Raw genomic sequence first — 26,779 nt, forward strand, 5'->3', positions numbered from 1 at the left:
ACGGCCGGGAAAGAAAAAAGGGGGAGAGGATGATCGTGGCGGAACAGGGAAATGGCCTGACGCGGCGGGACTGGCTCGGCGGCGCTGCCGCGACAGCAGGCTTGCTTGCGATACCGGGACAGGCGGCGGCGCGTCGTCTCCGGCCGAGCGACCGGGTGAATGTCGCGGTGATCGGCGCCGGCGGCATGGGCGCGCAGAACATGGCCAAGCTCACCAGCCAGAACATCGTGGCGCTGGCCGACGTGGACTTCGATCACGTTGCCAAAAGCTTCGTCGACAACAAGGGTGTTGCCCGGCCCGAGATGCAGCCCCTGAAGGCGGCCTATGACCGCGCCGCCCGGTTCGCCGACTACCGGCGCATGTTCGACGCCCGCAAGGACATCGACGCGGTGGTGATCGCGACGCCGGACCACCACCATGCCATCGCCGCGAAGCAAGCGATGGAGCGCGGCCTTCATGTCTATGTGCAAAAGCCGCTGACCTATACGGTGCGAGAGGGGCGCACGCTGCTGGAGGTCGCCCGGCGCAATCCCAAGCTCGTGACCCAGATGGGCAACCAGGGCCATTCCGGCGACGACGGCCGTCGTGTGGTCGAGTGGATCCGTGCGGGTGTGATCGGCCGAGTGCGCGAGGTGCATGTCTGGACCAATCGCCCGCTGTGGCCGCAGGGAGAGGCCCGTCCCGCCGCCGTCACCGCGCCCTCCAGCCTGGATTGGAACCTCTGGCTCGGGCCGGCGCCGGTGGATTGGGGCTATCACCCCGATTACGCGCATTTCAACTGGCGCGGCTGGGTACCGTTCGGCGTCGGCTCACTCGGCGACATGGGCGCGCACCTCGTCGACTTCCCGGTCTGGGCGCTGGAGCCGGGGCTTCCTACCCGCATCGAGACGCGCCACAGCCGGTGGGGAGGCGACACCGATATCTGGGACGGCAAACCACCCGCCGATCTCGGCAGCTATCCGCTCGCCAACATCACGACCTACCAGTTCGGGCGGGCGAAGGGCGGGCCGCTCACGATGACGTGGTACGACGGCGGGCTGATGCCGCCGACGCCCACGGCCATGCCGCTTACTGCCCGCATGAACCCGGACGGCGGCGTGCTCTATGTCGGGGACCGCGGCATGCTGATGCACGAGACCTACGGGGAGAAGCCCGTGCTGATCGGCGATGGCGTGGCCGAGCGCGCGGCCGCGGTGCCGATGTCGCTGCCCCGGATCCTGGGTGGGCGCGACGGGCACGAGATGAACTGGATCCGGGCGATCCGGGGCGAAGAGGCGATCTCCTCGCCCTTCTCGGTGGCCGTGCCGCTCACGGAAACGATGCTGCTCGGCATGGTGGCGCTGCGCGCCGACCAGCCGATCGAATATGATGGCGACCGCATCACCAACGTCGCCGAGGCCAACCAATTTCTGGATCGGGAGTATCGCAAGGGATGGGCACTATGATCGCAGCAATCGCCGCCAGTGTAACCCTGCTGGGGGCCGCGATGGGCACGGCCGCCGTGACGGGCCAGTCCGGGCCGCGCCCGGAGGATACCGAGGTCTGGCAACCCGTCCCTCCGGTCGTCACGCCCGAACCCGCGACGCAGACGCCGGCTCCCTCCGACGCATTGGTGCTGTTCGACGGGAAGAACCTCAGGCAGTGGGTCTCCACCAAGGACAAGTCCCCCGCGCGCTGGACAGTGGCCGATGGCGTGCTGACGGTGCGCAAGGGGACCGGCAACATCGAGACGAAGCAGCGTTTCCGCAATTACCAACTCCACCTCGAATGGCGCATCCCGGCCAACATCACGGGAGAGGGGCAGGCGCGGGGCAACAGTGGCCTGTTCCTGGCGTCGACCGGCGACGGCGACGCCGGATACGAGCTTCAGATCATGGATAGCTTCCGCAACAAGACCTATGTCAACGGTCAGGCCGGCAGCATCTACAAGCAGTTCGCGCCGCTCGCGAATCCGGTGCGCGCGCCGGGCGAATGGCAGAGCTACGACGTGATCTGGACCGCCCCGGTGTTCGCTGCGGACGGCTCGGTGTCGAGCCCGGCTTATGTGACCGCCTTCCTGAACGGGGTTCTGGTCCAGGACCATGTCGCGCTGAAGGGGGAGACGGCCTATATCGGCGCGCCGGCGTACAAGGCGCATGGACCCGCGCCGATCAAGCTGCAGGATCATGGCGATCCGAGCCCGCCGATCAGCTTTCGTTCGATCTGGATCCGCGAATTGAAGTGACGACGCCGCTGGCGTCGTCGACGCGCCGCCAGCTTCTTTCCCTGGGGCTGCTTGCGGGGGTGGCTGGAGGGCGCCCCCTTCCCACATCCACTCCCCCCGCGGTGCCGGACGCCGCCTGGTGCTTCTCGCCTGCCGCCCTTGGGGAGAAGTGTTGCCGCGGAGACGCACTCCGGCCGTATACTTTCTAGGTAACGGCAAGTTCTTGACACCCTCTCTACTAGATTGAACAAGTAATTTACTTATTCGAAGCCGAGGAACACATCGGTCGACTAGGGAGGGTGGCATGGTTGCAGGAAGCGTTTCCGCACGTCGTTTCGTGTTGTTGGCTACGTCCGCACTTGCGTTCGGCACGTTCGGTGCCTGGGCCGCCCAGGCGCAGGATGTCGCCCAGACCGATCCGGAGGCGATCGAGCGCCCGCAGGACTCGGTCGCGGCACCCACGCAGTCGGACGATGATGGTTCGGAGATCGTCGTCACCGGCATCCGCGCTGCGCAGGCGCGCGCGATTGAGGTGAAGCGTGAGGCGGATAGCGTCGTGGACGCGATCAGTGCCCAGGACATCGGCAAGCTTCCCGACGTCACCATCGCGGACTCGCTGCAGCGAATCCCCGGCGTCCAGATTCGGCGTGAGGCGGGTGAGGGCGGCGCCATCAACATCCGCGGCCTGCCGCAGGTGACGACCCTGATGAACGGCGAGCAGTTCCTGGGTGCCAACTCGGTCACCACGGTGCAGCCGAACTTCACCGACATTCCCTCGCAGCTCTTCTCGGGCGCGACCGTTTTCAAGTCGCCGACCGCCTCGCTCCAGCAGGCGGGCCTTTCGGGCACGGTGGACCTCCTCACCCGGCGTCCGTTCGACCTCAAGAGCGGCCTGACCATCGCCGGCGCGGCGGAGGCGCAGTACGGCGACAAGACGGAGAAGTGGAACCCGTCCGCGAACGGCCTGATCTCCTATAACTCCGGCCGCTTCGGCATCCTGGTATCGGCCGCTTATAGCGACCTGGACCTCGCCAATAGCTTCCGCGGTATCCAAGACTATGGTGTCACGCTGCGCAACGAAGGCGGCAGTGCAACCAACCCGGGCGACTTCGCAGTCGGCAACTATCGGCGCGATGCGGCGGGGCGGATCCTCTACAACACCACCCCGAACACGGACACGAACCCTGCGACCTCCTGCGTCGTGCCGGACCCCGTCGGCACGCCACCCGCCGTCGGCGGCACGCGCTGTTCACCGTTGTTGGTCAGCCGCGGGACGCCGGTGCGCAACGGCGCGGGTGAGATCGTCGGCTTCGACGTGAACGGCGATGGCGACGCGAACGACGCGTTCATCACGCCGCAGGCGCACACCGCCTGGAACCGCATCACCAGCCGCGAGCGCTTCGGCGCGAATGGCTCGCTGCAGTTCGAATTCTCGGACGCGTTGCGGCTGACCGCCGACGGCTTCTACACGAAGCAGACGCAGTACGACCGTACCGCTGGCTTCCAGTTCCAGATGGTCGATTGGCAGTCGTCGCCCTTCCTTCCCACGGCGTCTCGGGACACGGGCGCGGTGGTCGGCGGGTATAACCTGAACACCGTTCAGAGCTATGCCTATGACCTGCCGAACTTCGACAGCTATGCGGAGACGTTCCGTATTCGTTCGGAGTCGCAGAACTACAATGTCCAGCTCGACTGGAAGCCGAGCGAGCAGTTCAGCGCCACGGTCCGCGGCATCTACGGCAAGGCCAGCCGCAAGCTCGACCAGTCCTACGCTCAGTTCAACCTGACGGACGGGTATCAATGGGCATATGACGGCGTCGGTAACTATCCGGGCGGGGACATCCGCTTCAACCCCACCGGCTATCGAGCCTACAGCCAGGATGCGACCGTCGATTATACCAGCGGCAAGCCGGTGTTCGGCTTCTCGCCGGCGTTCTTGGACCAGGTGGGGGATGTCTCGCGCTACGGGCTCAAGACCATCTCCTCGGAAAACAACGTCTACCAGGATGGCGACCTGTGGGCCCTGCGCGGTGATGCCGAGTGGAAGGCGAGCGACACCTTTCGCCTGAAATTCGGTGCGCGCTACGGCGAGCGCAGCGTCGACCAGTTCACCTTCGAGCGCATCTCGCCCTTCTATGCGGGCAACACCGACAACCCCGCGAACCCGGCGGGTGGCTGCTACGTCAAGTGGAAGGCGTTCGACGTCAACTTGGGCGACAATGCTTGTGCGGTCCGCGATGCGGCAGGCACTCCCTATACGGCCGGCTTCACCCGGCAGGGCGACGACCCGGTCTTCGCCGGGTTGATGAAGCAGTATCAACTGCCGGCCGCCGGCGCGCCGACACTGTGGGTGCTGGATCCGAAGGCGATGGACGACTCCGAGGCGTTCCAGAACAGCTTCTATCCCGGCAGCGTCAACAACGTGAATCCGGCGGATTCCTTCGGCATCAAGCTCAGCCAGATCTCCGGCTATGCGGAGGTCGCGGGCGAGGGCGAGGTATTCGGCCTCCCGTTCAAGGCGAACGGCGGCGTCCGCATCGTCAACACCCGCTTCACCGTGCGCCAGAACATCGTCGGCGTGCCCCAGCCCTATGGGGTTTCCGGGGTCGACGCCGGAGATCTGCTCACGAAGCGCGAGTTCACGGATTTCCTGCCGGCCTTCAACGTCGCGGTGGACTTGACCGAGGGACTTCGGCTGCGTGCAGCCTTCGCCAAGACGATGACGCTGCTCGACTTCCTGCAATGGGGCGGCGGCCTCAACGTCAACTATGCCATCAACACCGCCACAGGGCTGTTCGAGGCTCGCGGTGCGAATGCGCGCGGCAACCCGCAGCTGGAGCCGTGGCGCGCCGACAATGCCGAGGCGAGCCTGGAATATTACACCGGGCAGTCGAGCCTGGTCGCCCTCGGCGCCTTCTACATCAACGTCGATAGCTTCATCGAGAATACGACGGTCATCCGGAACGACATCCCCGACAACGACGGCGTGATCCGCCGGCCGGTTCCGGTCAGCACGACGCAGCAGGGCGAAGGCGGCACGCTGAAGGGCATCGAAGCGTCCGCGCGCCAGGCGCTTGCCGACTATGGCGTGGACGGATTCCTCAGCGGCTTCGGCGTGGATGCAAACTACACCCTTTCGCTTGGCGACACGGGGCGCGTGGACCTGGCGGGCCACGACCAGCCGTTCCAGGACAACTCCAAGCATCAGATCAACGCCGCCCTCTGGTACGAGAAATACGGCTTCCAGGCCCGCATCGCGTACAATTACCGCTCCAAGCGGCTGGTCTCGTCCGACTATGGCGGCATCCCGGGACTCGCGCAGTACCAGCGGCCGACCAACTATCTGGACGCGTCGATCTCCTACGACGTGCTGCCGTACCTCACGCTCTACGGTCAGGCGGCCAACCTCACTGCAGAGACGGAGCGTTACTACCTGACCTTCAGCGACCAGGTGCTGTTCGAGAACATCTACGAACGGCGCTTCATCGCCGGGGTGCGTGCGCGCTTCTAAGGGCGCGCGGATGGTTCACCTTGCCGCCGCACCATCAAGTGCGGCGGCCTTCGTTTGCGGGCGTACCCTTCGCGCGGGAGAAACAGGATGAACCCGATCCGCAGCATCGTGATCGTGGGCGGCGGCACGGCCGGCTGGATGGCGGCTGCCTTTCTCGCGCGCCAACTCGATCACCTGCGGGTCTCGATCACGGTGGTCGAAAGCTCTGCGATCGGTACGGTGGGCGTCGGCGAGGCGACGGTGCCCGCGATCGGCGACTTCTTCGCGGCTGTGGGTCTCAGCGATGCCGAGGTGCTGCGCGAGACCGAAGGCACGATCAAATACGGCATCCGCTTCGACGGGTGGAAGGCGCCCGGCCACCGCTTCTTTCATCCCTTCGGCCTCTACGGCACGCCTGCGCGCGGCGTCGCCTTCCACCATTACTGGCTGAAATTGCGGCAGGCGGGTGACCCGACCCCGCTTGGCGCCTATTCGCTCGCGACCCAGCTGGCTGAACAGGGCCGCTTCCTGGCACCTGCGCAAAAGCCTGCGAACGACCTCGGCGTCTTCGACTTCGCGGTGCACTTCGATGCAAGCAAGTTCGCCACGTTGCTGCGCCACCGTGCGGTCGCGGCCGGTGTCGTTCACCTCGATGGACGCATCGACCGCGTCGAGCGGGATGGCGAAACCGGCCATGTCGCCGCGGTCCTGCTGGAGGATGGGCGACGGATCGGGGGGGATCTCTGGATCGATTGCTCGGGCTTTCGCAGCCTGTTGCTGGGGGAGGCGCTGGAGGTCCCCTATGTCGACTGGCGCCGCTGGCTGCCGGTCGACCGCGCGATTGCCATTCCCTGCCGCCCGCGGGATGCCGCGCAAGAGCCATTCACCGTCGCCACCGCGCGCCGCGCCGGCTGGCAGTGGCGCATCCCGCTACGCCACCGCATCGGCAACGGACATGTCTATTGCTCGGACTTCCTCGACGATGGGTCCGCGGAAACGATGCTGCTGGAGCAGTTGGAGGGAGAACCGCTGGGACAGCCGAACCGCCTACGCTTCACCACCGGACATCGGGCACGCTTCTGGGAGCGCAATGTCGTCGGACTGGGGCTCGCCTCGGGCTTCCTTGAGCCGCTGGAATCGACCAGCATTTCGCTGATCCAGACGGGCCTGGAGCGGCTGGTGCGCTTCCTTCCGGACCGCGCCTGTGATCCCCGCCTGGCTGCGATCTACAACTATCAATCCGTGCTGGAGTTCGAGCGGCTCCGCGACTTCCTGCTGCTGCATTATTGGGCGAACGGTCGCCACGGCGAGCCGTTCTGGGACCGAATGCGGGCGATGCCGCCGACCGAGGGGCTGCAGCTCAAGCTCGATACCTGGCGCGCGAGTGGCGAGTTCGTCCGTCGCGAGTGGGAGACCTTTCAAGACCCCAGCTGGCTGAGCCTCTACGCCGGGTTCGAGGATCTGCCCGAGCATTCGTCACCGCTGGCTGACCGGTTCAGCATCGCCGAGCTCACCGACACCTTCGCGCGGATGCGCGCGGCGATCGCCGCAACGGTAGCACAGGCCGAACCGCACGCCGCCTTTCTGGCCCGGACGGTCGGTGGTGATGGCGGAGGGCGCGCAGCCGCCCGCTAAATCTCGTTCCTCAGCGCGCAGATTTCCATCCGCAGCTTCTCCGCAGCCTCCACGCCCTTCGGCGTGATCGCGAGATAGCGACGCGTGTCCGCGGAAAAGGCCGGCCAGCGCGGGAGAGCGCCGCCGTTCGGATCGCCGCGTAGCGCGAAATTCACCCAATAGTCCTGAAGCGACGCTCCGTCACCGATCGGCCGCGCGTCCATTACATAGGGAATTTCGATCGCATGGCTGGTGAGGCCGCCATCGGGTGCAAGGTCGAACTCGTAGCTCCACACGGGCCAGCCCTGACGGGCGAGCTGGGTGGCGAGCGTGATGGCGGGGCAGCGAAACACCCAGTCGCTCTCGATTTCCAGCGCCGGGTGGCCGAGCCGCGGATCGCGCCCGGGCGTGCCGAAAGCATACAGCCGCTGTGCCTCTGCCGCGCGCGGACCGTAGACGCGTTGCAGCGTCTCGGTGATGTCCGTCGCGCCGTCCTTGGGCCCGAACTCGGCGCGGTTCGTCCCGATGATCACGGGTTTACGAGGCGCCTTAGCGAGCAGGCGCCGCGGGGACTCCGGCAGCACACGACCGTCGATCGTCGTCTTGAGCCACAGGAAGCCGTTGGTGTGCAGCGACGGGTCGGACAGTTTGGTGTCGATCTCGAGCAGCTGCTTCACCGGCGCCGCACGGAGCCCGGCAAGGCCTGCTCCCCCGGCCAGCCGTTCCGCCTGGTCGGCGATCGCGAAGGCGTCCCGCAGGGGACGGAAAGGCTGGCCGAAGCCCGGCGTGCCGCTCTGCAGGATGGCGCGCTTGAACAGATCCCGTGCGTCCGGCGCAGCCAGCATCAGCGAGACGTCCTGCGACCCCGCCGACTCGCCGAACAGCGTCACCTGGTCCGCGTCGCCGCCGAAGCGGGCGATGTTCGCGCGCACCCAGCGCAGTGCTGCGATCTGGTCCATCAGCCCGTAGTTACCCGCGGTGCCGTTGACCGCCGCCTGCCGGGGGGCGAGGAAGCCGAGCACACCCAGGCGATACTGGATGGCCACCAGCACGACGCCCTTTCGGGTGATGCGGGACGCCACCATGCCGCCGGCCGATCCCGCGCGATTGCTGCCGCCGTGGATCCACACCATCACCGGCCGCTTGCCCGTGAGGCCGGGCGTGCGGATGTCGAGCGTCAGGCAATCTTCGCTGTAGTGCGCGGCGTCGGTGCGGTTCCAGCCATCGTCGTTCTGTGGGCAGGCAGGCGCCCGAACCTTGGCTGGGCGCACGCCCTGCCAGGCGCGCACCGGCTGGGGCGCGGCCCAGCGCAACTGGGCAAGCGGTGGTGCGGCGTAGGGGATGCCCTGGAAGACCAAGGCGCCATCCTCCGCACTGGCGCCCTCCACCGTCCCGCCGGGAACCGTGACGCGTGGCGGAGCCGGAGCTGCACCCAGGAGCAGCAGCGCTGCGATCGACGCGAGGAGGCGTGCGCTCATTTCGCGACCGCCACCGGCTGCTGGGCGACGTTCCACCCGCGCAAGGTGAGCGACGGCGTGGCCGAAATGCTCGCCGGATAGCGGACCTCGATGCGCTTGCGCTCGCCGGGCAGCAGCGCGACGTAGTTGTCGCTGTAATAGGCCGGCAGGATGCGCTCGCCGTGCGCGTCCACCAGCGTCAGCTTGGCGTTGAGCACCGGCACCTGGCCTGGGTTGGCCAACGTCACCGCGATCATCCGGTCCTCGCCGTCCGCGACGGGTGCCGCAGCGGTGGCATCGAGCGACACCTGCGCCAGGTCGTTCAGCGCCCGATAGGAAGCGGGGTCACGGCCGCGCCAATAGAAGTTCTCCGCGACCACGCGGTTCTGCCCGTCCAGCAGCTGGAGGCTCACCAGCACCATCGGGGCCTGCGCAAAGATGCGGTCGAGCGGGACTGGCTCCAGCTTCATCGCCTGGTTCGCGGCGGCGTCCACCCGATCGGTCCTCGTGAACAGCTCGCGATTGTCGAGGCTCACCACGCGCGTCCGCGCCGTGAGGCCGGGTACCGCCGCTTGCGTGGTGTTGAGCACGACCAGCTCGTTGCCGGGCAGGTTCAGCTGCACGTGCAGCGGCTCGGCGGCCTTCTTCGCCCCATAATAAGCGGCGTGGGTGTCATAGTCCCAGCTGTAGATCTGCCACGCGTTCGACGGCCAGGCGGGGTGCGTCATCCACAGCAGCCGGCCGGAATTCTTGGTCCACAGATGCCCCAGAAACCCCTCGTACATCGCCTTGTGCGTCTCGAGGTTCATCATCTGCGCCTTGCGCTCGAAGTCGGGGAAGCTGCTGGCCCCGCCGAACATCGTGCCCAGCGTCTGCATGAACGTCTTGGTGTCCCCGTTCCCTGCGAAGTGCCAGTCATGATAGGCGAGTGTGTCGCTAAGCGGCCACAGCTCGCTCTCCGGCACCGACGCCTTCACCGACTCCAGCGTGGAAAGCGACGGGGTACCCGTCTCGACGGAGAAGCCGGTGGCGAGATCGGTGAAATAGCCGACCGGCGGGCGATAGTTGTACGGGCCCGACCCCTGCAGGTTCACCACGTTGGAGCTGCCGGTGAACCAGCGCGTGCCGTCATGTTCGGCGATCACGTCGTCCAGCCCCTCGTTCAAGGCAGGGTAGGGCACGCCCTCGTTGCGGCCGAACCAGAGGATGATCGACGGGTGATTGCGATAGCGCTTCACCGTGTCCACCGCATTGGCGAGGAACAGCTGCGGATCCTGGGGCTCGACCTGGAAATTCTGGGTCGATTGCCAGAAGTCGTTCAGGATCATCATGCCGTTCTCGTCGGCAAGCTCGAAGAACTCCTCCTCGTTGTTGTTGCCCATCCAGTTGCGGATGACGTTCATGTGTGCCTCCTTCTGGAGGCGGAAATAGGGGGCGAGGCGCTCGCGGCTGACCTGCTTCATCGCATCGTCCATGCCCCAGTTGCCGCCGCGCGCGGCGATCGGCACGCCGTTCACGCGGATCGTGAGGTGGGGCTCCGGCATCTGCTGCGGCACAGGCGTAACGGCGGGGGACCGCTCGCCGGCCGCTGTCAGCGACTCCGCCCAGCCGCGCGGGCTCTGCTTGATCCCCTCATGCGTCACGTCGATCAGCTTCGTGCCGGAAAGCTTGCCGTCGGTGGTCTGCACGTTGACGCGGCGCAGCGCCCCCGCGCTGTCGAACAGCGACAGGTCGTAGCTCACCTCGCGAATCCCGAAGCGCTGGGTCTTGGTGTCCGAAAGCTGCCCGTCAGCGAGCGCCTCCAGCGAAAGCTGATAGAGGGCCGCCGCGCCATAACCGTTCGGCCACCACAGGCGCGGGTTGCGCACCCGCAGCGCCGGGAACTCGGCCGGCGTGAAGACGACCCGGCTCTCCCCCGGCGGCGCCGACACGGTCTTTTCCACCCGCACGTCGCCAAAGGCTGCGCGCACCGTCACCTGCCGCGGGACGGTGCCGCCGTTCTCCACCGGCACGGTCACATGGACATCGGCGACGTCGGTACGGGGCAGCGGCAGGTCGGTGATCACCTGCGGGTCGAGGATCCGGACGTCGCCGTGCGCCAACAGTTCGACCGGACGCCACAGGCCCGTGTTGCGATCGCGAATGCCGGGGATCCAGTCCCACCCCTCGGTCGCGATGAAGGTCGGACCGTCGATGGCGAGCTGACCGCCGTTTTCACCGACGCCGGCCGCAATGGACTGTTCGTGCGGAATGCCGGGATGCGGGGGCGGAGACACCCGGATCGCCAGCCGGTTCTCACCCGCGACCGGGACGAAGTCGACCTGGCCACGGATGAACGCGCCCTTGGTGGTTCCGAGCCGTTGACCGTTGGCCCAGATCTCCGACGCATAGTTGATGCCGCCGAAGATCAGCGTCAGCCGCTTGCCCGCCGCCTCGGGCGGCACGGTGAAGCTGGTGCGGTACCAATAATCCTGGCGCGCCAGCTTCTCGGGGATCGCGAGGTTGTTGAGCCCGTAATAGGGGTGCGGATAGACGCCGCGATCGACCAGCGTGGTCAGCACGGTGCCGGGTACCGTCGCCGCATGCCAGGTGCCGCTTGCCCGCGTCGATCGCGACAGGGCGGCCCCATCCTCCTTTACCTCGGGGGCGGCTGCCAGCTGCCAACCGTGGATCGTCCACCGCCCGTCGGCATTGCGAGCGAGCGGCCCGGTCCGTTCCGCGGGCCGTGCTCTGGGTGCGGTGATCGCCTTGCCGCGTGCCTGGGGCAGGGTCCACGGGTCCTGCTGGCGCCAAAGCCCGGTGTTCGCCTGCTTCTGCCACTCCCAGCCAACGCCTACGCGCCAGATCTGCACCAGGTCGAAGTCGGGGCGGTCGCGGACCGCAGTCGCGACCCGCTCCGGGGTGAGTGCCGTGCCGGTGAAGGCGGCGTGTACGAGCGTGCCACCGAAGTGACGCCCATCGACGACCGGGGCGATCCCCAGCCGCGGGGCGACGGCAGTGGAAGGCGCGGCCCCCCGCCCGACGCGCCGGCCGTCGACATAGAGGGTGAGGGTACGCCCGTCCGACACAGCCGCCAGATGCGTCCACTTGCCTGGCGCAAGAACAACGCGGCCCGAGACCGTCTGCCCGCCATCGACTGCTTCTGGCCTGCCCTCACGCAATTGCAGTCTTCGAGTTTCGCCTCCCGGATCGCCGACCGCCACTAGCGTGGCGTCTGCCCGGGCTTTGTCCGGCCGCACCCAGGTCGAGATCGACCAGGGTGCGCCTGCCGCCAGTGCCGCATCGCTGCCTTGCAACGGGCGCTCGATGCCGATCCCGCCCTTCAGGAATGCCGCATTGTAGGGGCCTGTGTTGCCGGGAGCCTGCGCCATGGTCGAGGTGGCCGTGCTCGCAAGCAACAGCATGGCGGCAAAGGACAGCGCACGCATTCAGATCTCCCCCCGGATAGACGCGACTCCTGCTGTGCCGCTGTCGACAGTTGACGTGTGCGATTTGTTACATCAATTTCTGTTTGGCGATAGCTCCCGAAAGCACGCGCCGAACAATTCGCGTCCTCTGCGAAGTCGAGACAACTTCGGCGCTAGGCGACGCAACCACCGGCGTCGCGCGCCCTCTCGGGCACGCAGCGTGGCGCAGACGCTAGGAAGGACGCCGCAGCACCCATGTGCCGCAAGCGACCAGCACCGCCGCGACCATCAGTGCGACGATCCAGCCCGGCTGCACGGCCCAGCAGAACAGTCCGAACCCGATGACCATGCCCAGGCAGGAGGCGAGTTTGGCATGCCGGGGCACCGCGCCTCGTTCACGCCAGGCGAGCAGGGCCGGGCCAAACCGCGGGTGCCGCAGCAGCCATAGCTCCAGCCGCGGTGACGAGCGCGCAAAACAAGGCAGCGCCAGGATGAGGAAATCGGTCGTCGGCAGCAGCGGCACGAACATGCCCACGAAGCCGATCCCCACCAGCAGGAGGCCGAGGCACAGCCATGCCAGCCGGGCGCTTCGCCCCCGCCGCAGAAGTGCCGCCTCAGGGGTCGGCGCTTGTTCAGCCATCGATCCTGCCGGCTCGCCGCGGGCTTGTTTCATGCGGCTGTCCTCCAGCGACGTGTCGTGCCGGTGCTAACCGGTACCGAATGGCCGGGAAAGCGTGGTGCCTTCAAAGCAGCGCCACGACCGACAGCAGCAGGGCAGTCATCGCCGCGTTCAGTGCCATGGCCATGCCCGCGAAGGTGCCGGCGGTCTCGCTTACCTGGAACGCGCGGGCGGTGCCGAGGCCGTGGGCGGTGACGCCGATCGCAAAGCCGCGCGCTCGAGGATCGGTGATCCCCAGCCGGTTGAGCAGCGGCGTCGCCACCATTGCGCCGAGGATGCCGGTCGTCAGGATCGTCACCGCGGCCAGCGCAGCTATGCCGCCGATGCTCTCGGCGATCGCCATGCCGACCGGCGTTGTCGCCGAATGCGTCGCCAGCGTCGCCAGCACCTCGGGCGAGGCGCCCAGCGCCCAGCCGATCGCGACCGCGCTCAGGATCGCCGTCAGCGACCCGGCGAGCAGGGCTGCGAGCACCGCCTTGCCCGACCGGCGCACCAGCGGCCAGTTGCGCCACAGCGGCACGGCCAGCGCCACCGTCGCCGGCCCCAGCAGGAAGGTCAGCGTCGCTGTGCCTTGCGCATAGGTCCTATAGGGCGTGCCGGTTGCGAACAGGATCGCCGCCAGCACCGGAACGGACATCAGCACCGGATGCGCGAGCGGATGGCGGTTGCTCCGGCGGGAGATGGTGTCGGCGCCCTCGAACACCAGCAGGGTGACGGCGATCCACAGCAGCGGCGTGTGGAGGAGCGAGCCGAGCGCGGTCATGCGGCGGTTTCGTCCCGATCGGAGACCCAGCGAAACACGAGCGCCGTTACCGCGATCGTCAGCAGCGTGGCGCCCACACAGGCGACGAGGATGGCGATGCCGTCGCGCGCCAGCGCCGGTCCTTCGTCGATCAGGCCCATGGTTGCCGGCACGAACAGCACGGCGAAGTGGCCGATCAGCCAGGTCGCCACCGCCTTCAGCTCGACCCGCTCGGCGGGGCGGATCTTCAGCCAGACGAACAGGAGGAACATGCCCAGCACGGGACCGGGGAGCGGGATGCCTGCGCCGCGGTTCAGGGCTTCGCCGATCAGTTGGCAGAACAGCAGTTGGGCGATAGCGGCGATCATCGTGCGTCCAGGTTAAAGCGGGACCGGCCGGAGGTGAAGCAGCGTGAAGGGGGGCACCCTCGGTTCCCGCCTGCTCGGAACCGCTCGCCGGAGGAGGCGCCGGCCCGAAGAACTTACCCGCCCTTCCTCCGGCGTCGCCACAGCGCCGCACCGATCGTGCCGCCGACTGCGGCAAGCGTCACCGCGCCCGCTGCATAGAGCGACTTGGGCACCGGCGCCGCATGTCCCGGCCGCAGGCGGCGCAGCAGGCCGGCGCGGTTCGACAGCGCCTCGAACATCTCCTCCGGCCCCTCCGGATCGAGCACCTCATTGTCGGCGAGCCACTTTTCGACGCTGGAGAGGTCCGGCTCCTCATAGGCGCGCAGACGCCGCCCGCTGGTCGGGCTCAGCGCGTCGATCGCCGCGATCAGCGAGCCGGTGTCGGCCATGTGGCGTGCGACGGTTCCAGGCTCCGTGCCGCAATGCTCGGCGATCAGCGCATGGGCGACATTGGCGATCGCCGGTGCCGCATGGGCGTTCGCGGGTCGGGTCGCGTCGATCGTCACGTCGCATTCGGTGTCGAGCCGCATGGATCGGTTGTTGAAGTTGGACGATCCCACCCGCAGGATCTCGCCGTCGATCACCGTCACCTTGGCATGGATGTAGATCGGCTCGCCCGCCTCGTTTTCGGCATGATAGACGCGGAACCGTCCGTGCTTGTCGCGCCGGCGCAGCGCCTCGACCAGCCGCGCGCGCGCCGTGTCCATCGCAATCGGCTCCAGCCACCCTTGCGCGCTCACCGGGTTGACGATCACGATCTCTGGCCCGTCCGGCTCGTCGAGCCGGCGGGCGATGGCCTCGGCGATCTTGCGCGACGCGAAATACTGGCTCTCGGCATAGATCCAGCGTTCGGCGCGCGCGATCAGGTCCAGGTACAGCGCTTCGATCTCGCGCACCGGCGGCTGGTCCGGCATCTCGGGCGAGGAGCGCGAGATCGCGACCTCGACGTCGGTGAAGGTCGCGTCCAGTCCCTCCGGCCAGGGCGGGGTCGCATCCTCGCTCGGCACCGGCAGAGGCTGCCCGCCCGCCAGTTCCCAGCGCGTCCGGCAGAGTTCGCCCAGTGCCTTTGCGACTGGCCCTGCGAGTGCGGTGGTGGCGTCGTGCCAGGGGCCATAAGGGGTGCCGTTCGGCTCCACGCGCGCCGGCTCGTCGCTGCGGTGCTCGCGCGTGTCCCAACGGTCGGCCGTCATGTCGATACCGCCGCAAAAGGCGAGGCAGTCGTCGATCACCACGATCTTCTGGTGGTGTGACGCTGCGGGGGGGTGGAAGGCGTCGAGCTTCGCGGTGATGCGCGGGTGCGCCTTCCAGCGCAGCAGCGTCAGGATGGTGGTGCCGCGAAACATCGACTTCACCGCGCCGGTGTCCCAGCGCAGGATGTGGACGTGCAGTCGCTTGCGTGCGCCCACCAGCCATTCGAGGAATGCGCCGACGCGCGCCGGCGCGTCGTCCTCGTCGTTCTGCACCAGCTTGATGCGGCCGTCGAAGTCCCAGCCGATCAGCAGCAGCTGTTGCTCCGCCCTCCGCATCGCGGCGCGGGCGAGCCGGAAATAGGCGTCGGCATCGATGATGACGGCGGCGCGACTCGCCGGTTCGATCCGCCAGCAGTTGCGGCCGGGCTCGAGCGGGGGCTTGGTCTTGGCCATGGTTCAGAGGATTTCGCGGATCGTCTCGGGCGGACGACCGAGCCGTACCCCTTTTTCGGTCTCGACCAGCGGTCGCTCGATCAGGATCGGGTGCGCGGCCATGGCGTCGAGGATCGCGTTGTCGGAGGCAGCCCCCAGTCCCTGCTCCTTGGCGATCGTCTCGCTTCGACGAAGGCCCTGGGCGGGTGTCATGCCGGCACGCGCGTAGAGCGCCGCCAACTCTGCGCGGGAAGGCGGCAGCTTCTGATAGTCGCGAACCGTCACCTCCACGCCGGGTGTCGCCTCCAGGATGGCCAGCGCTTCACGGGATTTCGAACAGCGGGGATTGTGCCAGATGGTCGCCTTCAACGCGTTCTTCCCTGCTGTTTGGTGGAGGAGGTGGAGGAAAGCGGGAGCGGCGCGCGGCGTGTCGCATGCGCCGATCCCGCCTGCACTCAGGCCGCCGGCTGCCTTGCCAGCCACTCCTCCAGCCACTTGATCGTGTACGCTCCCTCGCGGAACTCGGGGTCGTCGAGCAGCGCCTGGTGGAGCGGGATCGTGGTCTTCATCCCCTCGATCACGAACTCGTCGAGCGCGCGCTGCAGGCGCAGGAGGCAGCCCTCGCGCGTGCGGCCATAGACGATCAGCTTGGCGATCATGCTGTCATAATAGGGCGGCACCTTGTAGCCGGCATAGAGGCCGCTATCGACGCGGACATGCATGCCGCCCGGCACGTGATAGGCCGCGACCTTGCCGGGCGACGGCGTGAAGGTGCGCGGATCCTCGGCATTGATGCGGCACTCGATCGCGTGGCCACGGAACTCGATTTCGTCCTGCTGGACCGACAGCGGATGCCCTTCGGCGACGCGGATCTGCTCACGCACCAGGTCGACGCCAGTGATCATCTCCGTCACCGGATGCTCCACCTGCAGGCGGGTGTTCATCTCGATGAAGTAGAACTCGCCGTCTTCCCACAGGAACTCGATCGTGCCCGCACCGCGATAGCCCATGTCGGCCATCGCCTTGGCGACGATGCCGCCCATGCGATCGCGCTCGGCGGTGGACAGGATCGGGGAGGGGGCTTCCTCCAGCACCTTCTGGTGGCGGCGCTGGAGCGAGCAGTCGCGCTCGCCGAGATGGATGGCGTTGCCGTTGCCGTCGCCGAACACCTGGAACTCGATGTGCCGGGGATTGCCCAGGTACTTTTCCATGTAGACGGTCGCGTCGCCGAACGCGGCCTTCGCCTCGGTGCCGGCCTGCTGCATCAGCGTTTCGAGCTGGTCGGGGCTGGTGCACACCTTCATGCCGCGGCCGCCGCCGCCGGATGCCGCCTTGATGATGACCGGATAGCCGATCCGCTCGGCCAGCGCCTTGGCCTCGGCCAAGTCGCTGATCGCGCCGTCGGAGCCCGGCACCAGCGGCAGCCCCAGGGCGCCCGCGGTACGCTTGGCCTCGACCTTGTCGCCCATCGTCCGGATGTGCTCGGGCTTGGGCCCGACGAAGATCAGATTATGTGATTCGACGATCTCGGCGAACTTGGCGTTCTCCGAGAGGAAGCCATAGCCCGGATGGATCGCGTCGGCGCCCGTCACCTCTGCGGCCGAGATGATGTTCGGGATGTTGAGGTAGCTCTCGGTCGCCGACGGCGGCCCGATGCACACCGCCTCGTCCGCCAGCCGCACGTGCATCGCATCGGCGTCGGCGGTCGAATGGACCGCCACCGTTTTGATGCCCATCTCATGGCAGGCGCGATGGATGCGGAGCGCGATTTCGCCGCGGTTCGCGATCAGGAGCTTCTTGATTTCGGGCACGGGCTTACTCGACGACGACGAGCGGCTGGTCGAACTCGACCGGCTGGCCGTTGGAGACGAGCACTGCGGTGACGGTTCCGGCCGCAGTCGCCTGGATCGGGTTCATCACCTTCATCGCCTCGATGATGACCAGCGTGTCGCCGGCCGCGACCTTCTGGCCGACCGAGACGAACGGCTTCGCACCCGGCTCTGCGGCCAGATAGACGGTGCCGACCATCGGCGACTTGACCGCGTCCGCGGTTGCCGTCGGTGCCGAACCGCCGGCCTCGGCCGGGGCTGCTGCGGGCGAGGCCGGTGCGCCGGCCATCGGGGCGGGCTGCGGCGCATAGGCCTGCGGCATCGCCATCGGCACCTGCGCGACTGGCGCCGCCTTGCGCGCCACGCGAACCTTGCGGCTGCCGTCCTCGACCTCGATCTCGGTCAGCTGCGTCTGGTCCAGGACTTCCGCCAGCTGGCGTACCAGCTCGATGTCGATCGCCATGGTGGCGGGTTGCGTATCTTCTGCCATGAGACCCCCAGGGGAAAAACCGCGCTCCTGTCAGATGCGCGCGGCGGCTTCAAGCGCCAGCAGATAGGAAAGCGCGCCGAATCCGGCGATGGTTCCCTTGGCCGCCTGTCCGATCAGGCTGGTATGGCGGAAAGCCTCGCGCCGGTGCGGGTTGGACAGATGCACCTCGATCACCGGCGTCTTCACCGATTTGATCGCGTCGTGGAGCGCCACCGACGTATGGGTGAAGCCGCCTGCGTTCAGCAGCACGGCGCGCGCGCGCTGCGCCTGCGCCTCGTGCAGCCAGTCGATCAGATGGCCTTCGTGGTTCGACTGGCGCAGGTCGATCTCCAGGTCGAGCTCGCGGGCGCGGTCCTCCAGCATGCCGGCGATGTCGTCCAGCGTGTCGGAGCCGTAGATCTCGGGCTCACGCAGTCCCAGCAGGTTTAGGTTGGGGCCGTTGAGGACGTAGACGGTTGCTGGGACGGTGTCCGCCATGCGCTGCCTTTCGGTTGCGGGCCGGGTCGCCGGCACCCTATATGCGCCGGCCATAGCCCCGAGCGTCGGACGAAGTCGAGACGCGCCGCGGACGACGACAGGCAAGGCGAACCCGAATGCACAACGACGGCACCATCACGATCATCGTCAACGGCGAGCACAAGCGCGTTCGCGCCGGCCAGACCATCGCCGAACTTGCGGCGGAGATCGGCCTGGTGCCGGAAAAGGTCGCGGTCGAGCGCAACCTGGAGGTGGTGCCCCGCTCGACGCTGCACGAAGCGAAACTCCATGACGGCGATGAGCTGGAGATCGTGCATTTCGTCGGCGGCGGCGACCATGCGGCGGTGGTGGACGAAGACCGCTGGGAGGTCGCGGGCAAGCGTTTCCGCTCGCGCCTGATCGTCGGCACCGGCAAGTACAAGGACATGGCGCAGAACGCCGCTGCGGTCGAAGCCTCGGGCGCGGAGATCGTCACCGTCGCCGTGCGCCGGGTGAACGTCACCGATCCCAAGGCGCCGATGCTCACGGATTTCATCGACCCCAAGAAGATCACCTATCTTCCCAACACAGCCGGCTGCTTCACGGCAGAGGACGCGATCCGCACGCTGCGCCTGGCACGCGAGGCGGGCGGCTGGGAGCTGGTGAAGCTGGAGGTGCTGGGCGAGGCGCGCACCCTCTATCCCGACATGGTCGAGACGCTGCGCGCGACCGAGATCCTGGCCAAGGAAGGGTTCAAGCCGATGGTCTATTGCGTCGACGATCCCATAGCCGCCAAGCGGCTGGAGGATGTCGGCGCCGTCGCGATCATGCCGCTGGGGGCGCCGATCGGCTCCGGCCTTGGCATTCAGAACAAGGTGACGATCCGCCTGATCGTGGAGGGTGCCAAGGTGCCGGTGCTGGTCGACGCGGGCGTCGGCACCGCTTCGGACGCGGCCGCTGCGATGGAGCTCGGCTGCGATGGCGTGCTGATGAACACCGCGATCGCCGAGGCCAAGGACCCGATGCTGATGGCGCAGGCCATGCGCGCGGCGGTGGAGGCGGGGCGGCTCGCCTATCGCGCCGGTCGCATGGGCAAGCGCCGCTATGCGGACCCGTCGAGCCCGCTTGCCGGACTGATCTAAAGCAAGTCGGGATACCGGATCGTGGAACCGCGATCCGTGCCACCCGTTCTTCTTCCGATGGCTGAACGGCGCGCTTCCCGCTGCTGCCGCGGCCACCGAGAGGAGACGATCATGGGTGAACTCACCGACAAGATCAAAGGCAACGTCAACGAAGCGCTCGGCAAGGCGAAGCAGCAGAGCAACAACCCTGCCACCCGCGACGAAGGCGCGGTGCAAGAAGGCAAGGGCAAGGTGCAGCAGTTCGCCGGCAAGGTGAAGGGCGCCCTCGGCGACGACATCTGAGCCGATACGAGTTCCGCGAGAGCGGAGGCATGGGGCCGCTCCGGGAGACCGGAGCGGCCTTTTGCATGCCCTGCTAGTCTGCGACCTGGACGCAGTTCCGGCCTGACGCCTTGGCGCGGTACAGCGCTTCGTCGGCACGGTTGAGAATGGTGGCCGGATCGCTCGCCGGATCCACCGCGGTCAGGCCGATGCTGGCGGTGATCCTCGGGCTCTCGATCTCGAGCATCCCGCTGGGTAGTTCCACCTTCAACTGCTCGACCGCCTCGCGCAGCCGCTCGCATGTCGCCTCCGCCTCCTTCGGATTGATTCCCACGAGCAGGATGGCGAATTCCTCTCCGCCGATGCGCGCGAGACAGTGCCTCCGGTCGATCGTCGCGGCGGCGATGCGCGCGAACGCCTGCAGCGCCAGATCGCCGACCGCATGGCCGAACCGGTCGTTGACCGACTTGAAGTGATCGAGATCGACAAGCGCGACGCTGCCTTGGCTGCTGCCGACCCGGCAATGCTCGATCTGATTGCGCAACCGCTGGAGGAAGCTCCGCCGATTGACGAGGCCGGTCAGCGGATCGGTACTCGCCGCGATCTCGAGCGCCAGTTCCGTCGCCTTGCGCGCGGAGATGTCGCGCAGGATCACGATCAGCCCTTGCCCGGCGCTGCCCCCCAGGCCACGTAGCGCGGCCTCGAACCAGGTCGGCTCCGCGGTTTCGCGTGGGCTACGGAACTGGGCGATGTGGGCAATGTCGGGATTGGCGAGCGCCTGGCGATGCGCGCGCCACAGAACATGCTGGTCCTCGGGATGTACCAGGGTGAAGCCGTGCTGCCCCAGATAATAGGCCGGCGGCTGTCCCGCGACCTGCGCGACGGACGGGGAGGCGTGCAGGATCGTGCCGTCGGGCGCTACCTCCAAGATGACATCCGCCGAGCGGTCCGACAGCAGGCGGAACCGCGCTTCGCTTTGGGAGAGGTCGCGGATCGCCTGGCGGTGCTGCTTGATCAGTGCCGCCACGGGCAGCACCAGCAGCGCCGCGCACCCGACGTAGAATTGGAAGAAGAGGATGCGGTTCAGCGGCGGGGTCGGCAATGCGTGAACCGGCCCGTGGCCGCTCAGCGAAAGCAGGCCGCCGATCGCCACCAGCAGGAGGATCGAGCCCGCGGCACCGATGCGCACGTACAGCATCGTGGCTGCCAGCATCGGCAACATGGGGAGGAACAGCAGCGGGACGCCGTCCTGGAGAAATACCCCGGTTACCACTGCCGCCACCAGTCCCAGCACGGCGAACGGACCCATCTGCGCACGCAGTGGCCCCTGGAACCAGCGCCCGACGTCGCCCCGCAAGAGCAGCATGATCAGCGGCGTGAAGGTGATGGTGCCGAGGCCGTGGCTCGTGAACCACCGAATCGCCGTTCGCTGCCAGCTCGCGTCGGTAAGCAGGGAAATCGCGCTTGCGGCGATCACCGCGCCGATGAGAGGCCCAATGATCCCCGCGATCAGCAGGAACATGACGACGCCGGTAACCCGGTCGAAAAACCGTCCCTCCCAGCGACGCAGCAGCCACGCCGGAAGCGTCGCTTCGGTCATGGTGGCGGCCAGGAGCGGGGCGGCCGCAGCCATGCCCATGCCGAAGCAGGCGGTAGCGGCGAACATGGCGACGCCGAACGCCGGTAGGAGCCATCGCCACTGGTCCCGGGGCCGCAGCGACAAGGCGGCGATCACCAGCCCCGTATTCCCCCAGATGAAGGCAATGTTCCCGTCGAATCGGGTCAGCAACAGGCTTGCCGCCGAAAGCACCAGCGACGCCAGCCCGAGGCGGGCGACGCTGCCGATCATGCTGGGGGCGGGAAGAGCAGCGATCACGGAGTTGGGATGGCGTCCGAAGGTTAACAACGCCTTAGGTTCGCGCGGCAAAGCGGTTCGCGCAAGCTGTCGCGTGTTGCTCAGGCGCGATGCCACTGGTGCACCTCCGCGGGGTGCGCTTGACCGTGCCGCCCGGCTCGACCTATCGACCGCACGGAAGAGAGGTGCCGATGAACAAGCTCTACCCCGATGCTGCCTCGGCGCTCGACGGACTGCTGCGCGACGACATGCTGATCTGTGCGGGCGGCTTCGGCCTGTGCGGGATTCCGGAACGGCTGATCGACGCGATCGAGGCTTCGGGCGTCTCCGGCCTGACGATCGCCAGCAACAATGCCGGCATCGATGGCGTGGGGCTGGGCAAGCTGTTGCGCTCGCGCCAGGTGAAGAAGATGATCTCCTCCTATGTGGGCGAGAACAAGGAGTTCGAGCGCCAGTATCTGTCCGGCGAGCTTGAGGTCGAGTTCTGCCCCCAGGGTACACTTGCCGAGCGCTGCCGCGCGGGTGGAGCGGGCATTCCCGGCTTCTACACCAAGACCGGCGTAGGCACGCAGGTGGCCGAGGGCAAGGAAGTAAAGGTCTTCGACGGCGAGGAGTATATCCTCGAGCGCGGCATCCGCGCCGACCTGTCGATCATCAAGGGGTGGAAGGCCGACGAGGCCGGCAACCTCGTGTTTCGCAAGACGGCGCGCAACTTCAACCAGCCGATGGCGACCGCGGGTCGCATCTGCGTCGCCGAGGTCGAGGAAGTGGTGCCGGTCGGCAGCCTCGATCCCGACGGCATCCACCTGCCCGGCATCTATGTGAAGCGCATGATCGTGGGCGCGCCCTACGACAAGAAGATCGAGTTCCGCACCGTGCGGGAGCGTCCCGCGGCATGATGACGTTACGGACTGGGCAGCGGCTCGCCTTTGCGGGCATTTCGGCGACCGCGCTGCTGCTGCCAGGCTGTGTGGCGGCCGTGCCGGTCGGTGCTGCCGCCGTGATCGGCAAGAACGTCGTCTTTCCCGGCGGCGGCGAGGACGAGAAGGCGGAGGACGCCGAAAAGGCTGCCCGCAAACAGGCGCGCGAGCTGGAGCGCGAACAGCGCCGTCAGGCGAAGCGCGAAGCCAAGCGCCGCGAACAGGCGGAGGAGGAAGCTATTCCCCCCGCGCTTCAGGCGACGGGGGCGCCCACCCGGCCCGCCATGGCAGCCGCAGGCGCTGTCCCCGCCGGCATGCAGTATCTCTATGGCTCGGGCGAGGCGGCGGCGCTTTCATCCCAGGCCTATCGCGCTCTTGCCCAGCACGTCCGCGCAAGCGCCGACTATCGCCAGGCCGGCATCGAAGTCGCGTCGGTGGTGCTCGCTCCGGGATCCTCGCTTGCCAGCCCGCATTTCGTCGAATGCGGTGCCAAGCCGCTGGCGATCGTGCTCGACATTGACGAGACCGTGCTCCTCAACCTCGGCTACGAAGCCGATGAGGCGGCGCGCGGCCTTTCGTACGACGACGCGCGCTGGCGCCGCTGGGAAGCGACCGGCGCCGGCAAGGTCGATCCGGTGCCCGGCGCGGTCGAGGCGATCAGCGCTGCGCGCAGGGCGGGCGTCGCAGTCGTCTACATCTCCAATCGCACCGCCGCCAATGCACCCGCAACCGCGCGCGCGCTGGAAGGGGCAGGGCTCGGCAAGGCGGTTCCGGGCGAGACGCTGCTCCTGAAGGAAGAGGGCGCGGGCAGCGGCAAGGATGCGCGCCGGGCTCAGGTGGCGGAAACCCATTGCGTGGTGGCGCTGGTCGGCGACCAGCTCGGCGACTTCAGCGACCTGTTCTCCGGCCCCGGCATGACGCCGGCGGCTCGTCGTGCCGCTGCCGACGGCGTGCAGATCGAGCCGCTATGGGGTGCAGGCTGGTTCATGCTCCCCAATCCCGTCTATGGCACGGGGCTGAAGGGCGGGATCGCCGACGTGTTTCCCGCCAATCGCCGCTGGACCGATCCCGGTGCCGCTGCAGCAGCCGGCGTCCCCGCCGCCACCCCCAAGGAGTAGCCCCATGCCCTGGACCCGCGACGAGATGGCCGCCCGCGCCGCCCGCGAGCTGCAAGACGGCTTCTACGTGAACCTCGGCATCGGCATCCCGACGCTGGTGGCCAATCACATTCCCGAAGGGGTGGAGGTCACCCTCCAGTCCGAAAACGGGATGCTCGGCATCGGCCCGTTCCCCTATGCGGGGGAGGAGGATCCCGACCTCATCAACGCCGGCAAGCAGACCATCTCCGAACTGCCGCAGTCGGCCTATTTTGGCTCGGACCAGAGCTTCGCGATGATCCGCGGCGGCCACATCGACCTGACGGTGCTGGGCGCGATGGAGGTCAGCCAGGACGGCGACATCGCCAACTGGATGATCCCGGGCAAGATGATCAAGGGCATGGGTGGTGCCATGGATCTGGTCGCCGGCGTGAAGAAGATCATCGTCGTCATGGAGCACACGTCCAAGAACGGCGATCCCAAGTTCATCCCGGCCTGTACCCTGCCGCTCACCGGCAAGAACGTGGTCGACATGATCATCACCGACCTGGCCGTCTTTCAGCGCCCAGACCACCAGAGCCCATTCCGCCTGATCGAATGCGCTCCTGGCGTGACGGCGGAGGAAGTGCGGACGAAGACCACCGCCGCCTACGAGGGGTAGCGCTTAATTCCGGCTGCGGGGGTGCGTGCCCGCCGAAGCTCGCACCCGCCCGCGATGCGGTTCCGGTACTTCCCGTCCTGCCGGGAACAAACCGCGCGTCACGGCACGATCCTTGCTGAAACCCTTGCGTTCGCGCAAGAAAGCGCTACTCGCCCCGCATGGCTAGTCGTCCTCTCACCCTGTACGAAAAGATCTGGGCCGATCACGTCGTGGAGCGCCGCGACGACGGCACCTGCCTGATTTACATCGACCGCCACCTCGTTCATGAAGTGACGAGCCCGCAGGCATTCGCGGGGCTGCGGGCCGCAGGGCGCCCGGTGCGCCGTCCCGATCTCACCCTCGCGGTGCCGGACCACAACCTGCCCACCACCGCGCGCGTGGACGCGGACGGCAACCGCCTGCCGATCGCCGACCCCGCCGGGGCGAGCCAGCTTGCCGCCCTGGAGCGCAACGCTCCCGAGTTCGGCATTCGCTACATCGACGCGGTCGCCGCCGAACAGGGCATCGTCCATGTCGTTGGCCCGGAACAGGGTTTCACGCTGCCGGGCACGACGCTGGTGTGCGGTGACAGCCATACCTCGGCGCACGGGGCGCTCGGCGCGCTCGCCTTCGGCATCGGCACCAGCGAGGTCGAGCACGTGCTCGCGACCCAGACGCTGCTGCTGAAACAGTCGAAGACGATGGAAGTGCGCGTCGAAGGCACGCTCGGCTTCGGCGTGGGACCCAAGGACGTGGCGCTCGCGATCGTCGGCCGGTTGGGGGCCGCGGGCGGCACCGGCTACGTTCTCGAATATACCGGCAGCGTCATTCGCGACATGTCCATCGAGGGTCGCCTGACGGTCGCCAACATGTCGATCGAGGCGGGGGCACGCTCCGGCCTGATCGCGCCGGACGACAAGACCTTGGCCTATCTTCAGGGGAGGCCGATGGCCCCCACGGGTGCCGATTGGGACAAGGCCGTCGCCTATTGGCGCAGCCTCGCGACCGATCCCGGTGCCCGGTACGACGTGACGGTCGTCATTGACGCGGCCGACATCTCGCCCTCGCTCACCTGGGGAACGAGCCCGGAGGACGTGGTCTCGATCACCGGCGCCGTGCCCGATCCCGACAGCTTCGCAGATCCGGCCAAGCGCACGGCGGCGAGGAAGTCGCTCGACTATATGGGCCTCGAACCCGGCACGCGGATGGAGGACATCCCGGTCGAGAACATCTTCATCGGCAGCTGCACCAACAGCCGCATCGAAGACCTGCGCGCCGCGGCCGAAGTGCTGCGCGGCCGCCGGATCGCAGCCGGTGTGCGGCAGGCGTTGGTCGTACCCGGATCGGGCCTGGTCAAGCGCCAGGCGGAGGCCGAGGGGCTCGACAGGGTTTTCACCGAGGCTGGATTCGAGTGGCGCGAGCCCGGCTGTTCGATGTGCCTGGGTATGAATCCGGATCGGGTACCGGCCGGCGAGCGTTGTGCCTCCACGTCCAACCGCAATTTTGTGGGACGACAGGGGCCCGGCGCGCGTACGCATCTGGTATCGCCAGTAATGGCGGCGGCGGCGGCGGTGACGGGACGCTTGACCGATGTACGAAGCTTGATGGGGAAATAACGGATGAAGCGAGCATTGTTGGCGCTGGTGGCTGGCGCGATCCTGAGCGGCCTCGCCGCCGCCTATGCCGCGAGCGCCGAGCGTTCGCCCTCGAAGCGCGCCGCCCCCTCGGGCAACGCCGCGACGCGCTGATCCGCGGTCCGGACGAAGGCTTACCATGGAACCCGTTACCCGCGTCGAAGGGCGCGCCTACCCCTGGGGCGCGAAGAACATCGACACCGACATCATCATCCCGGCGCGCTGGCTGAAGACCACCACGCGGGAGGGGCTCGGGCAGGGCGCGTTCGAGTCCGTGCGCGCCGAACCCGGCAATGTCTTCGATGATCCGCGCTATGCAGGCGCGCCGCTGTTGATTGCGGGCGAGAACTTCGGTTGCGGCTCCAGCCGCGAACACGCTGCCTGGGCGCTCGGCGACATGGGCGTGAAGGCGGTGATCGCGCCGAGCTTCTCCGACATCTTCTCGGGCAATGCGTTCAAGAACGGCATCGTCGCCGTCGTGCTGCCACAGGAGGCGATCGATCGGCTGGTCGAGGTTGCGCGTGACAATCTCGTCACCGTCGACCTGGAAACGATGACCGTCACCACGCCCTTCCAGGACCGTTTCCCCTTCGATATGGACCCGTTCCGCCGCGACTGCCTGATGCAGGGCGTGGACGAGATCGGCATCACCCTGGCGCGGGACGAAGCGATCGCCGGCTACGAAGGCAATGTGGCGCAGGCGCGTCCCTGGCTCAGCGCCATGGCGAGCAACGCGCCAGGGCGCGCTGCTGCGGCTTAGCTTTCGACCCTGGCAACCGCGGTGCTCATGCGAAAGCAGGAGCACGAGTTCCGAATAGAGCGGCCCTGGCTCTG

Annotated in this window: 23 protein-coding genes; 12 read left to right on the top strand and 11 right to left on the bottom strand. The window is 67.5% G+C overall.

Annotated features, from left to right (window positions below):
- Positions 1 to 29 precede the first annotated feature (29 nt).
- From EDF69_RS18520 to EDF69_RS18535, 4 genes are all read left to right on the top strand, one after another.
- Complete coding sequence (locus EDF69_RS18520) at positions 30 to 1,445, top strand: Gfo/Idh/MocA family protein (RefSeq protein WP_132883656.1); 1,416 nt, start codon at positions 30 to 32, stop codon at positions 1,443 to 1,445.
- Positions 1,442 to 2,224, top strand: coding sequence for a 3-keto-disaccharide hydrolase (locus EDF69_RS18525; protein WP_239556267.1), 783 nt, complete (start codon positions 1,442 to 1,444; stop codon positions 2,222 to 2,224). Before EDF69_RS18520 ends, EDF69_RS18525 begins: the two co-directional genes overlap by 4 nt.
- A 316-nt stretch (positions 2,225 to 2,540) precedes the next feature.
- Positions 2,541 to 5,714 carry a TonB-dependent receptor gene (locus EDF69_RS18530; protein ID WP_339539045.1) on the top strand — a complete coding sequence of 1,058 codons (3,174 nt, stop codon included), beginning with the start codon at positions 2,541 to 2,543 and terminating at the stop codon, positions 5,712 to 5,714.
- 87 nt (positions 5,715 to 5,801) lie between these two features.
- Entirely contained in the window at positions 5,802 to 7,328 is a 1,527-nt protein-coding gene (locus EDF69_RS18535; RefSeq protein WP_132883653.1) for a tryptophan halogenase family protein, read from the top strand.
- Here EDF69_RS18535 and EDF69_RS18540 read toward each other — a convergent pair.
- From EDF69_RS18540 to aroQ, 10 genes are all read right to left on the bottom strand, one after another.
- A complete protein-coding gene (locus EDF69_RS18540; protein ID WP_132883652.1) occupies positions 7,325 to 8,785 on the bottom strand; it encodes a carboxylesterase/lipase family protein in 1,461 nt (486 codons plus the stop codon). The two genes, EDF69_RS18535 and EDF69_RS18540, sit on opposite strands and share 4 nt — an antisense overlap.
- Positions 8,782 to 12,192 (bottom strand): glycosyl hydrolase 2 galactose-binding domain-containing protein, encoded by a 3,411-nt coding sequence (locus EDF69_RS18545; RefSeq protein ID WP_132883651.1) that lies wholly within the window; start codon positions 12,190 to 12,192, stop codon positions 8,782 to 8,784. The genes EDF69_RS18540 and EDF69_RS18545 overlap by 4 nt, the downstream gene beginning before the upstream one ends.
- 211 nt (positions 12,193 to 12,403) lie before the next feature.
- A complete protein-coding gene (locus tag EDF69_RS18550; RefSeq protein WP_339539007.1) occupies positions 12,404 to 12,844 on the bottom strand; it encodes a YbaN family protein in 441 nt (146 codons plus the stop codon).
- Positions 12,845 to 12,914: 70 nt separating this feature from the next.
- Positions 12,915 to 13,613 (bottom strand): LrgB family protein, encoded by a 699-nt coding sequence (locus EDF69_RS18555; protein WP_132883649.1) that lies wholly within the window; start codon positions 13,611 to 13,613, stop codon positions 12,915 to 12,917.
- On the bottom strand, positions 13,610 to 13,960 hold the full coding sequence (locus EDF69_RS18560) for a CidA/LrgA family protein (RefSeq protein ID WP_132883648.1): 351 nt from the start codon (positions 13,958 to 13,960) through the stop codon (positions 13,610 to 13,612). The genes EDF69_RS18555 and EDF69_RS18560 overlap by 4 nt, the downstream gene beginning before the upstream one ends.
- A 113-nt stretch (positions 13,961 to 14,073) precedes the next feature.
- Positions 14,074 to 15,642 (bottom strand): phospholipase D-like domain-containing protein, encoded by a 1,569-nt coding sequence (locus EDF69_RS18565; protein WP_132883647.1) that lies wholly within the window; start codon positions 15,640 to 15,642, stop codon positions 14,074 to 14,076.
- Between the two features lie 3 nt (positions 15,643 to 15,645).
- Positions 15,646 to 15,990, bottom strand: coding sequence for an arsenate reductase (glutaredoxin) (gene arsC, locus EDF69_RS18570; RefSeq protein ID WP_132883646.1), 345 nt, complete (start codon positions 15,988 to 15,990; stop codon positions 15,646 to 15,648).
- Between the two features lie 86 nt (positions 15,991 to 16,076).
- Positions 16,077 to 17,432, bottom strand: a complete 1,356-nt coding sequence (accC, locus tag EDF69_RS18575) for an acetyl-CoA carboxylase biotin carboxylase subunit (RefSeq protein WP_132883645.1) — start codon at positions 17,430 to 17,432, stop codon at positions 16,077 to 16,079.
- A gap of 4 nt (positions 17,433 to 17,436) precedes the next feature.
- A complete protein-coding gene (accB, locus tag EDF69_RS18580) occupies positions 17,437 to 17,940 on the bottom strand; it encodes an acetyl-CoA carboxylase biotin carboxyl carrier protein (protein ID WP_132883644.1) in 504 nt (167 codons plus the stop codon).
- 30 nt (positions 17,941 to 17,970) lie between these two features.
- Positions 17,971 to 18,417, bottom strand: a complete 447-nt coding sequence (gene aroQ / locus EDF69_RS18585; protein WP_132883643.1) for a type II 3-dehydroquinate dehydratase — start codon at positions 18,415 to 18,417, stop codon at positions 17,971 to 17,973.
- A 116-nt stretch (positions 18,418 to 18,533) separates the two neighbouring features.
- Here aroQ and thiS point away from each other — a divergent pair, with 116 nt between their 5' ends.
- Positions 18,534 to 19,538: a sulfur carrier protein ThiS gene (gene thiS / locus EDF69_RS18590; RefSeq protein WP_132883642.1), complete on the top strand. Its 1,005-nt coding sequence runs from the start codon at positions 18,534 to 18,536 to the stop codon at positions 19,536 to 19,538.
- A 111-nt stretch (positions 19,539 to 19,649) separates the two neighbouring features.
- The gene (locus EDF69_RS18595) at positions 19,650 to 19,820 is read left to right on the top strand and encodes a CsbD family protein (RefSeq protein WP_125961144.1); all 171 of its coding nucleotides are present in this window, start codon (positions 19,650 to 19,652) and stop codon (positions 19,818 to 19,820) included.
- 73 nt (positions 19,821 to 19,893) lie between these two features.
- Here the strand turns inward: EDF69_RS18595 and EDF69_RS18600 are convergent, their stop codons facing one another.
- A complete protein-coding gene (locus EDF69_RS18600) occupies positions 19,894 to 21,705 on the bottom strand; it encodes a sensor domain-containing diguanylate cyclase (RefSeq protein WP_132883641.1) in 1,812 nt (603 codons plus the stop codon).
- Between the two features lie 140 nt (positions 21,706 to 21,845).
- Between EDF69_RS18600 and EDF69_RS18605 the strand changes: the two genes are divergently transcribed.
- The 6 genes from EDF69_RS18605 (at position 21,846) to leuD (ending at position 26,705) form a co-directional block, all read left to right on the top strand.
- Complete coding sequence (locus tag EDF69_RS18605) at positions 21,846 to 22,553, top strand: CoA transferase subunit A (RefSeq protein WP_125961142.1); 708 nt, start codon at positions 21,846 to 21,848, stop codon at positions 22,551 to 22,553.
- Positions 22,550 to 23,692: an HAD family acid phosphatase gene (locus EDF69_RS18610; RefSeq protein ID WP_239556270.1), complete on the top strand. Its 1,143-nt coding sequence runs from the start codon at positions 22,550 to 22,552 to the stop codon at positions 23,690 to 23,692. The genes EDF69_RS18605 and EDF69_RS18610 overlap by 4 nt, the downstream gene beginning before the upstream one ends.
- A 4-nt stretch (positions 23,693 to 23,696) precedes the next feature.
- Entirely contained in the window at positions 23,697 to 24,332 is a 636-nt protein-coding gene (locus EDF69_RS18615; RefSeq protein ID WP_132883640.1) for a CoA transferase subunit B, read from the top strand.
- A 158-nt stretch (positions 24,333 to 24,490) separates the two neighbouring features.
- Positions 24,491 to 25,927, top strand: a complete 1,437-nt coding sequence (gene leuC / locus EDF69_RS18620; RefSeq protein WP_132883639.1) for a 3-isopropylmalate dehydratase large subunit — start codon at positions 24,491 to 24,493, stop codon at positions 25,925 to 25,927.
- Between the two features lie 3 nt (positions 25,928 to 25,930).
- The gene (locus EDF69_RS19845) at positions 25,931 to 26,059 is read left to right on the top strand and encodes a hypothetical protein (protein WP_260154230.1); all 129 of its coding nucleotides are present in this window, start codon (positions 25,931 to 25,933) and stop codon (positions 26,057 to 26,059) included.
- A gap of 25 nt (positions 26,060 to 26,084) precedes the next feature.
- Entirely contained in the window at positions 26,085 to 26,705 is a 621-nt protein-coding gene (leuD, locus tag EDF69_RS18625; RefSeq protein ID WP_132883638.1) for a 3-isopropylmalate dehydratase small subunit, read from the top strand.
- The last annotated feature ends 74 nt before the right edge of the window (positions 26,706 to 26,779 follow it).

This window comes from Sphingomonas sp. JUb134, assembly GCF_004341505.2.
In the GTDB taxonomy this organism is placed as follows: domain Bacteria; phylum Pseudomonadota; class Alphaproteobacteria; order Sphingomonadales; family Sphingomonadaceae; genus Sphingomonas.

Excerpts from the sequence above, each read along its gene's own strand:
- EDF69_RS18520 (WP_132883656.1), top strand. The coding sequence starts at position 30 with ATGATCGTGGCGGAACAGGGAAATGGCCTGACGCGGCGGGACTGGCTC.
- EDF69_RS18525 (WP_239556267.1), top strand. The coding sequence starts at position 1,442 with ATGATCGCAGCAATCGCCGCCAGTGTAACCCTGCTGGGGGCCGCGATG.
- EDF69_RS18535 (WP_132883653.1), top strand. The coding sequence starts at position 5,802 with ATGAACCCGATCCGCAGCATCGTGATCGTGGGCGGCGGCACGGCCGGC.
- EDF69_RS18540 (WP_132883652.1), bottom strand. The coding sequence starts at position 8,785 with ATGAGCGCACGCCTCCTCGCGTCGATCGCAGCGCTGCTGCTCCTGGGT.
- EDF69_RS18545 (WP_132883651.1), bottom strand. The coding sequence starts at position 12,192 with ATGCGTGCGCTGTCCTTTGCCGCCATGCTGTTGCTTGCGAGCACGGCC.
- EDF69_RS18550 (WP_339539007.1), bottom strand. The coding sequence starts at position 12,844 with ATGAAACAAGCCCGCGGCGAGCCGGCAGGATCGATGGCTGAACAAGCG.
- EDF69_RS18555 (WP_132883649.1), bottom strand. The coding sequence starts at position 13,613 with ATGACCGCGCTCGGCTCGCTCCTCCACACGCCGCTGCTGTGGATCGCC.
- EDF69_RS18560 (WP_132883648.1), bottom strand. The coding sequence starts at position 13,960 with ATGATCGCCGCTATCGCCCAACTGCTGTTCTGCCAACTGATCGGCGAA.
- EDF69_RS18565 (WP_132883647.1), bottom strand. The coding sequence starts at position 15,642 with ATGGCCAAGACCAAGCCCCCGCTCGAGCCCGGCCGCAACTGCTGGCGG.
- accB (WP_132883644.1), bottom strand. The coding sequence starts at position 17,940 with ATGGCAGAAGATACGCAACCCGCCACCATGGCGATCGACATCGAGCTG.
- aroQ (WP_132883643.1), bottom strand. The coding sequence starts at position 18,417 with ATGGCGGACACCGTCCCAGCAACCGTCTACGTCCTCAACGGCCCCAAC.
- thiS (WP_132883642.1), top strand. The coding sequence starts at position 18,534 with ATGCACAACGACGGCACCATCACGATCATCGTCAACGGCGAGCACAAG.
- EDF69_RS18595 (WP_125961144.1), top strand. The coding sequence starts at position 19,650 with ATGGGTGAACTCACCGACAAGATCAAAGGCAACGTCAACGAAGCGCTC.
- EDF69_RS18605 (WP_125961142.1), top strand. The coding sequence starts at position 21,846 with ATGAACAAGCTCTACCCCGATGCTGCCTCGGCGCTCGACGGACTGCTG.
- EDF69_RS18610 (WP_239556270.1), top strand. The coding sequence starts at position 22,550 with ATGATGACGTTACGGACTGGGCAGCGGCTCGCCTTTGCGGGCATTTCG.
- EDF69_RS18615 (WP_132883640.1), top strand. The coding sequence starts at position 23,697 with ATGCCCTGGACCCGCGACGAGATGGCCGCCCGCGCCGCCCGCGAGCTG.
- leuC (WP_132883639.1), top strand. The coding sequence starts at position 24,491 with ATGGCTAGTCGTCCTCTCACCCTGTACGAAAAGATCTGGGCCGATCAC.
- EDF69_RS19845 (WP_260154230.1), top strand. The coding sequence starts at position 25,931 with ATGAAGCGAGCATTGTTGGCGCTGGTGGCTGGCGCGATCCTGAGCGGC.
- leuD (WP_132883638.1), top strand. The coding sequence starts at position 26,085 with ATGGAACCCGTTACCCGCGTCGAAGGGCGCGCCTACCCCTGGGGCGCG.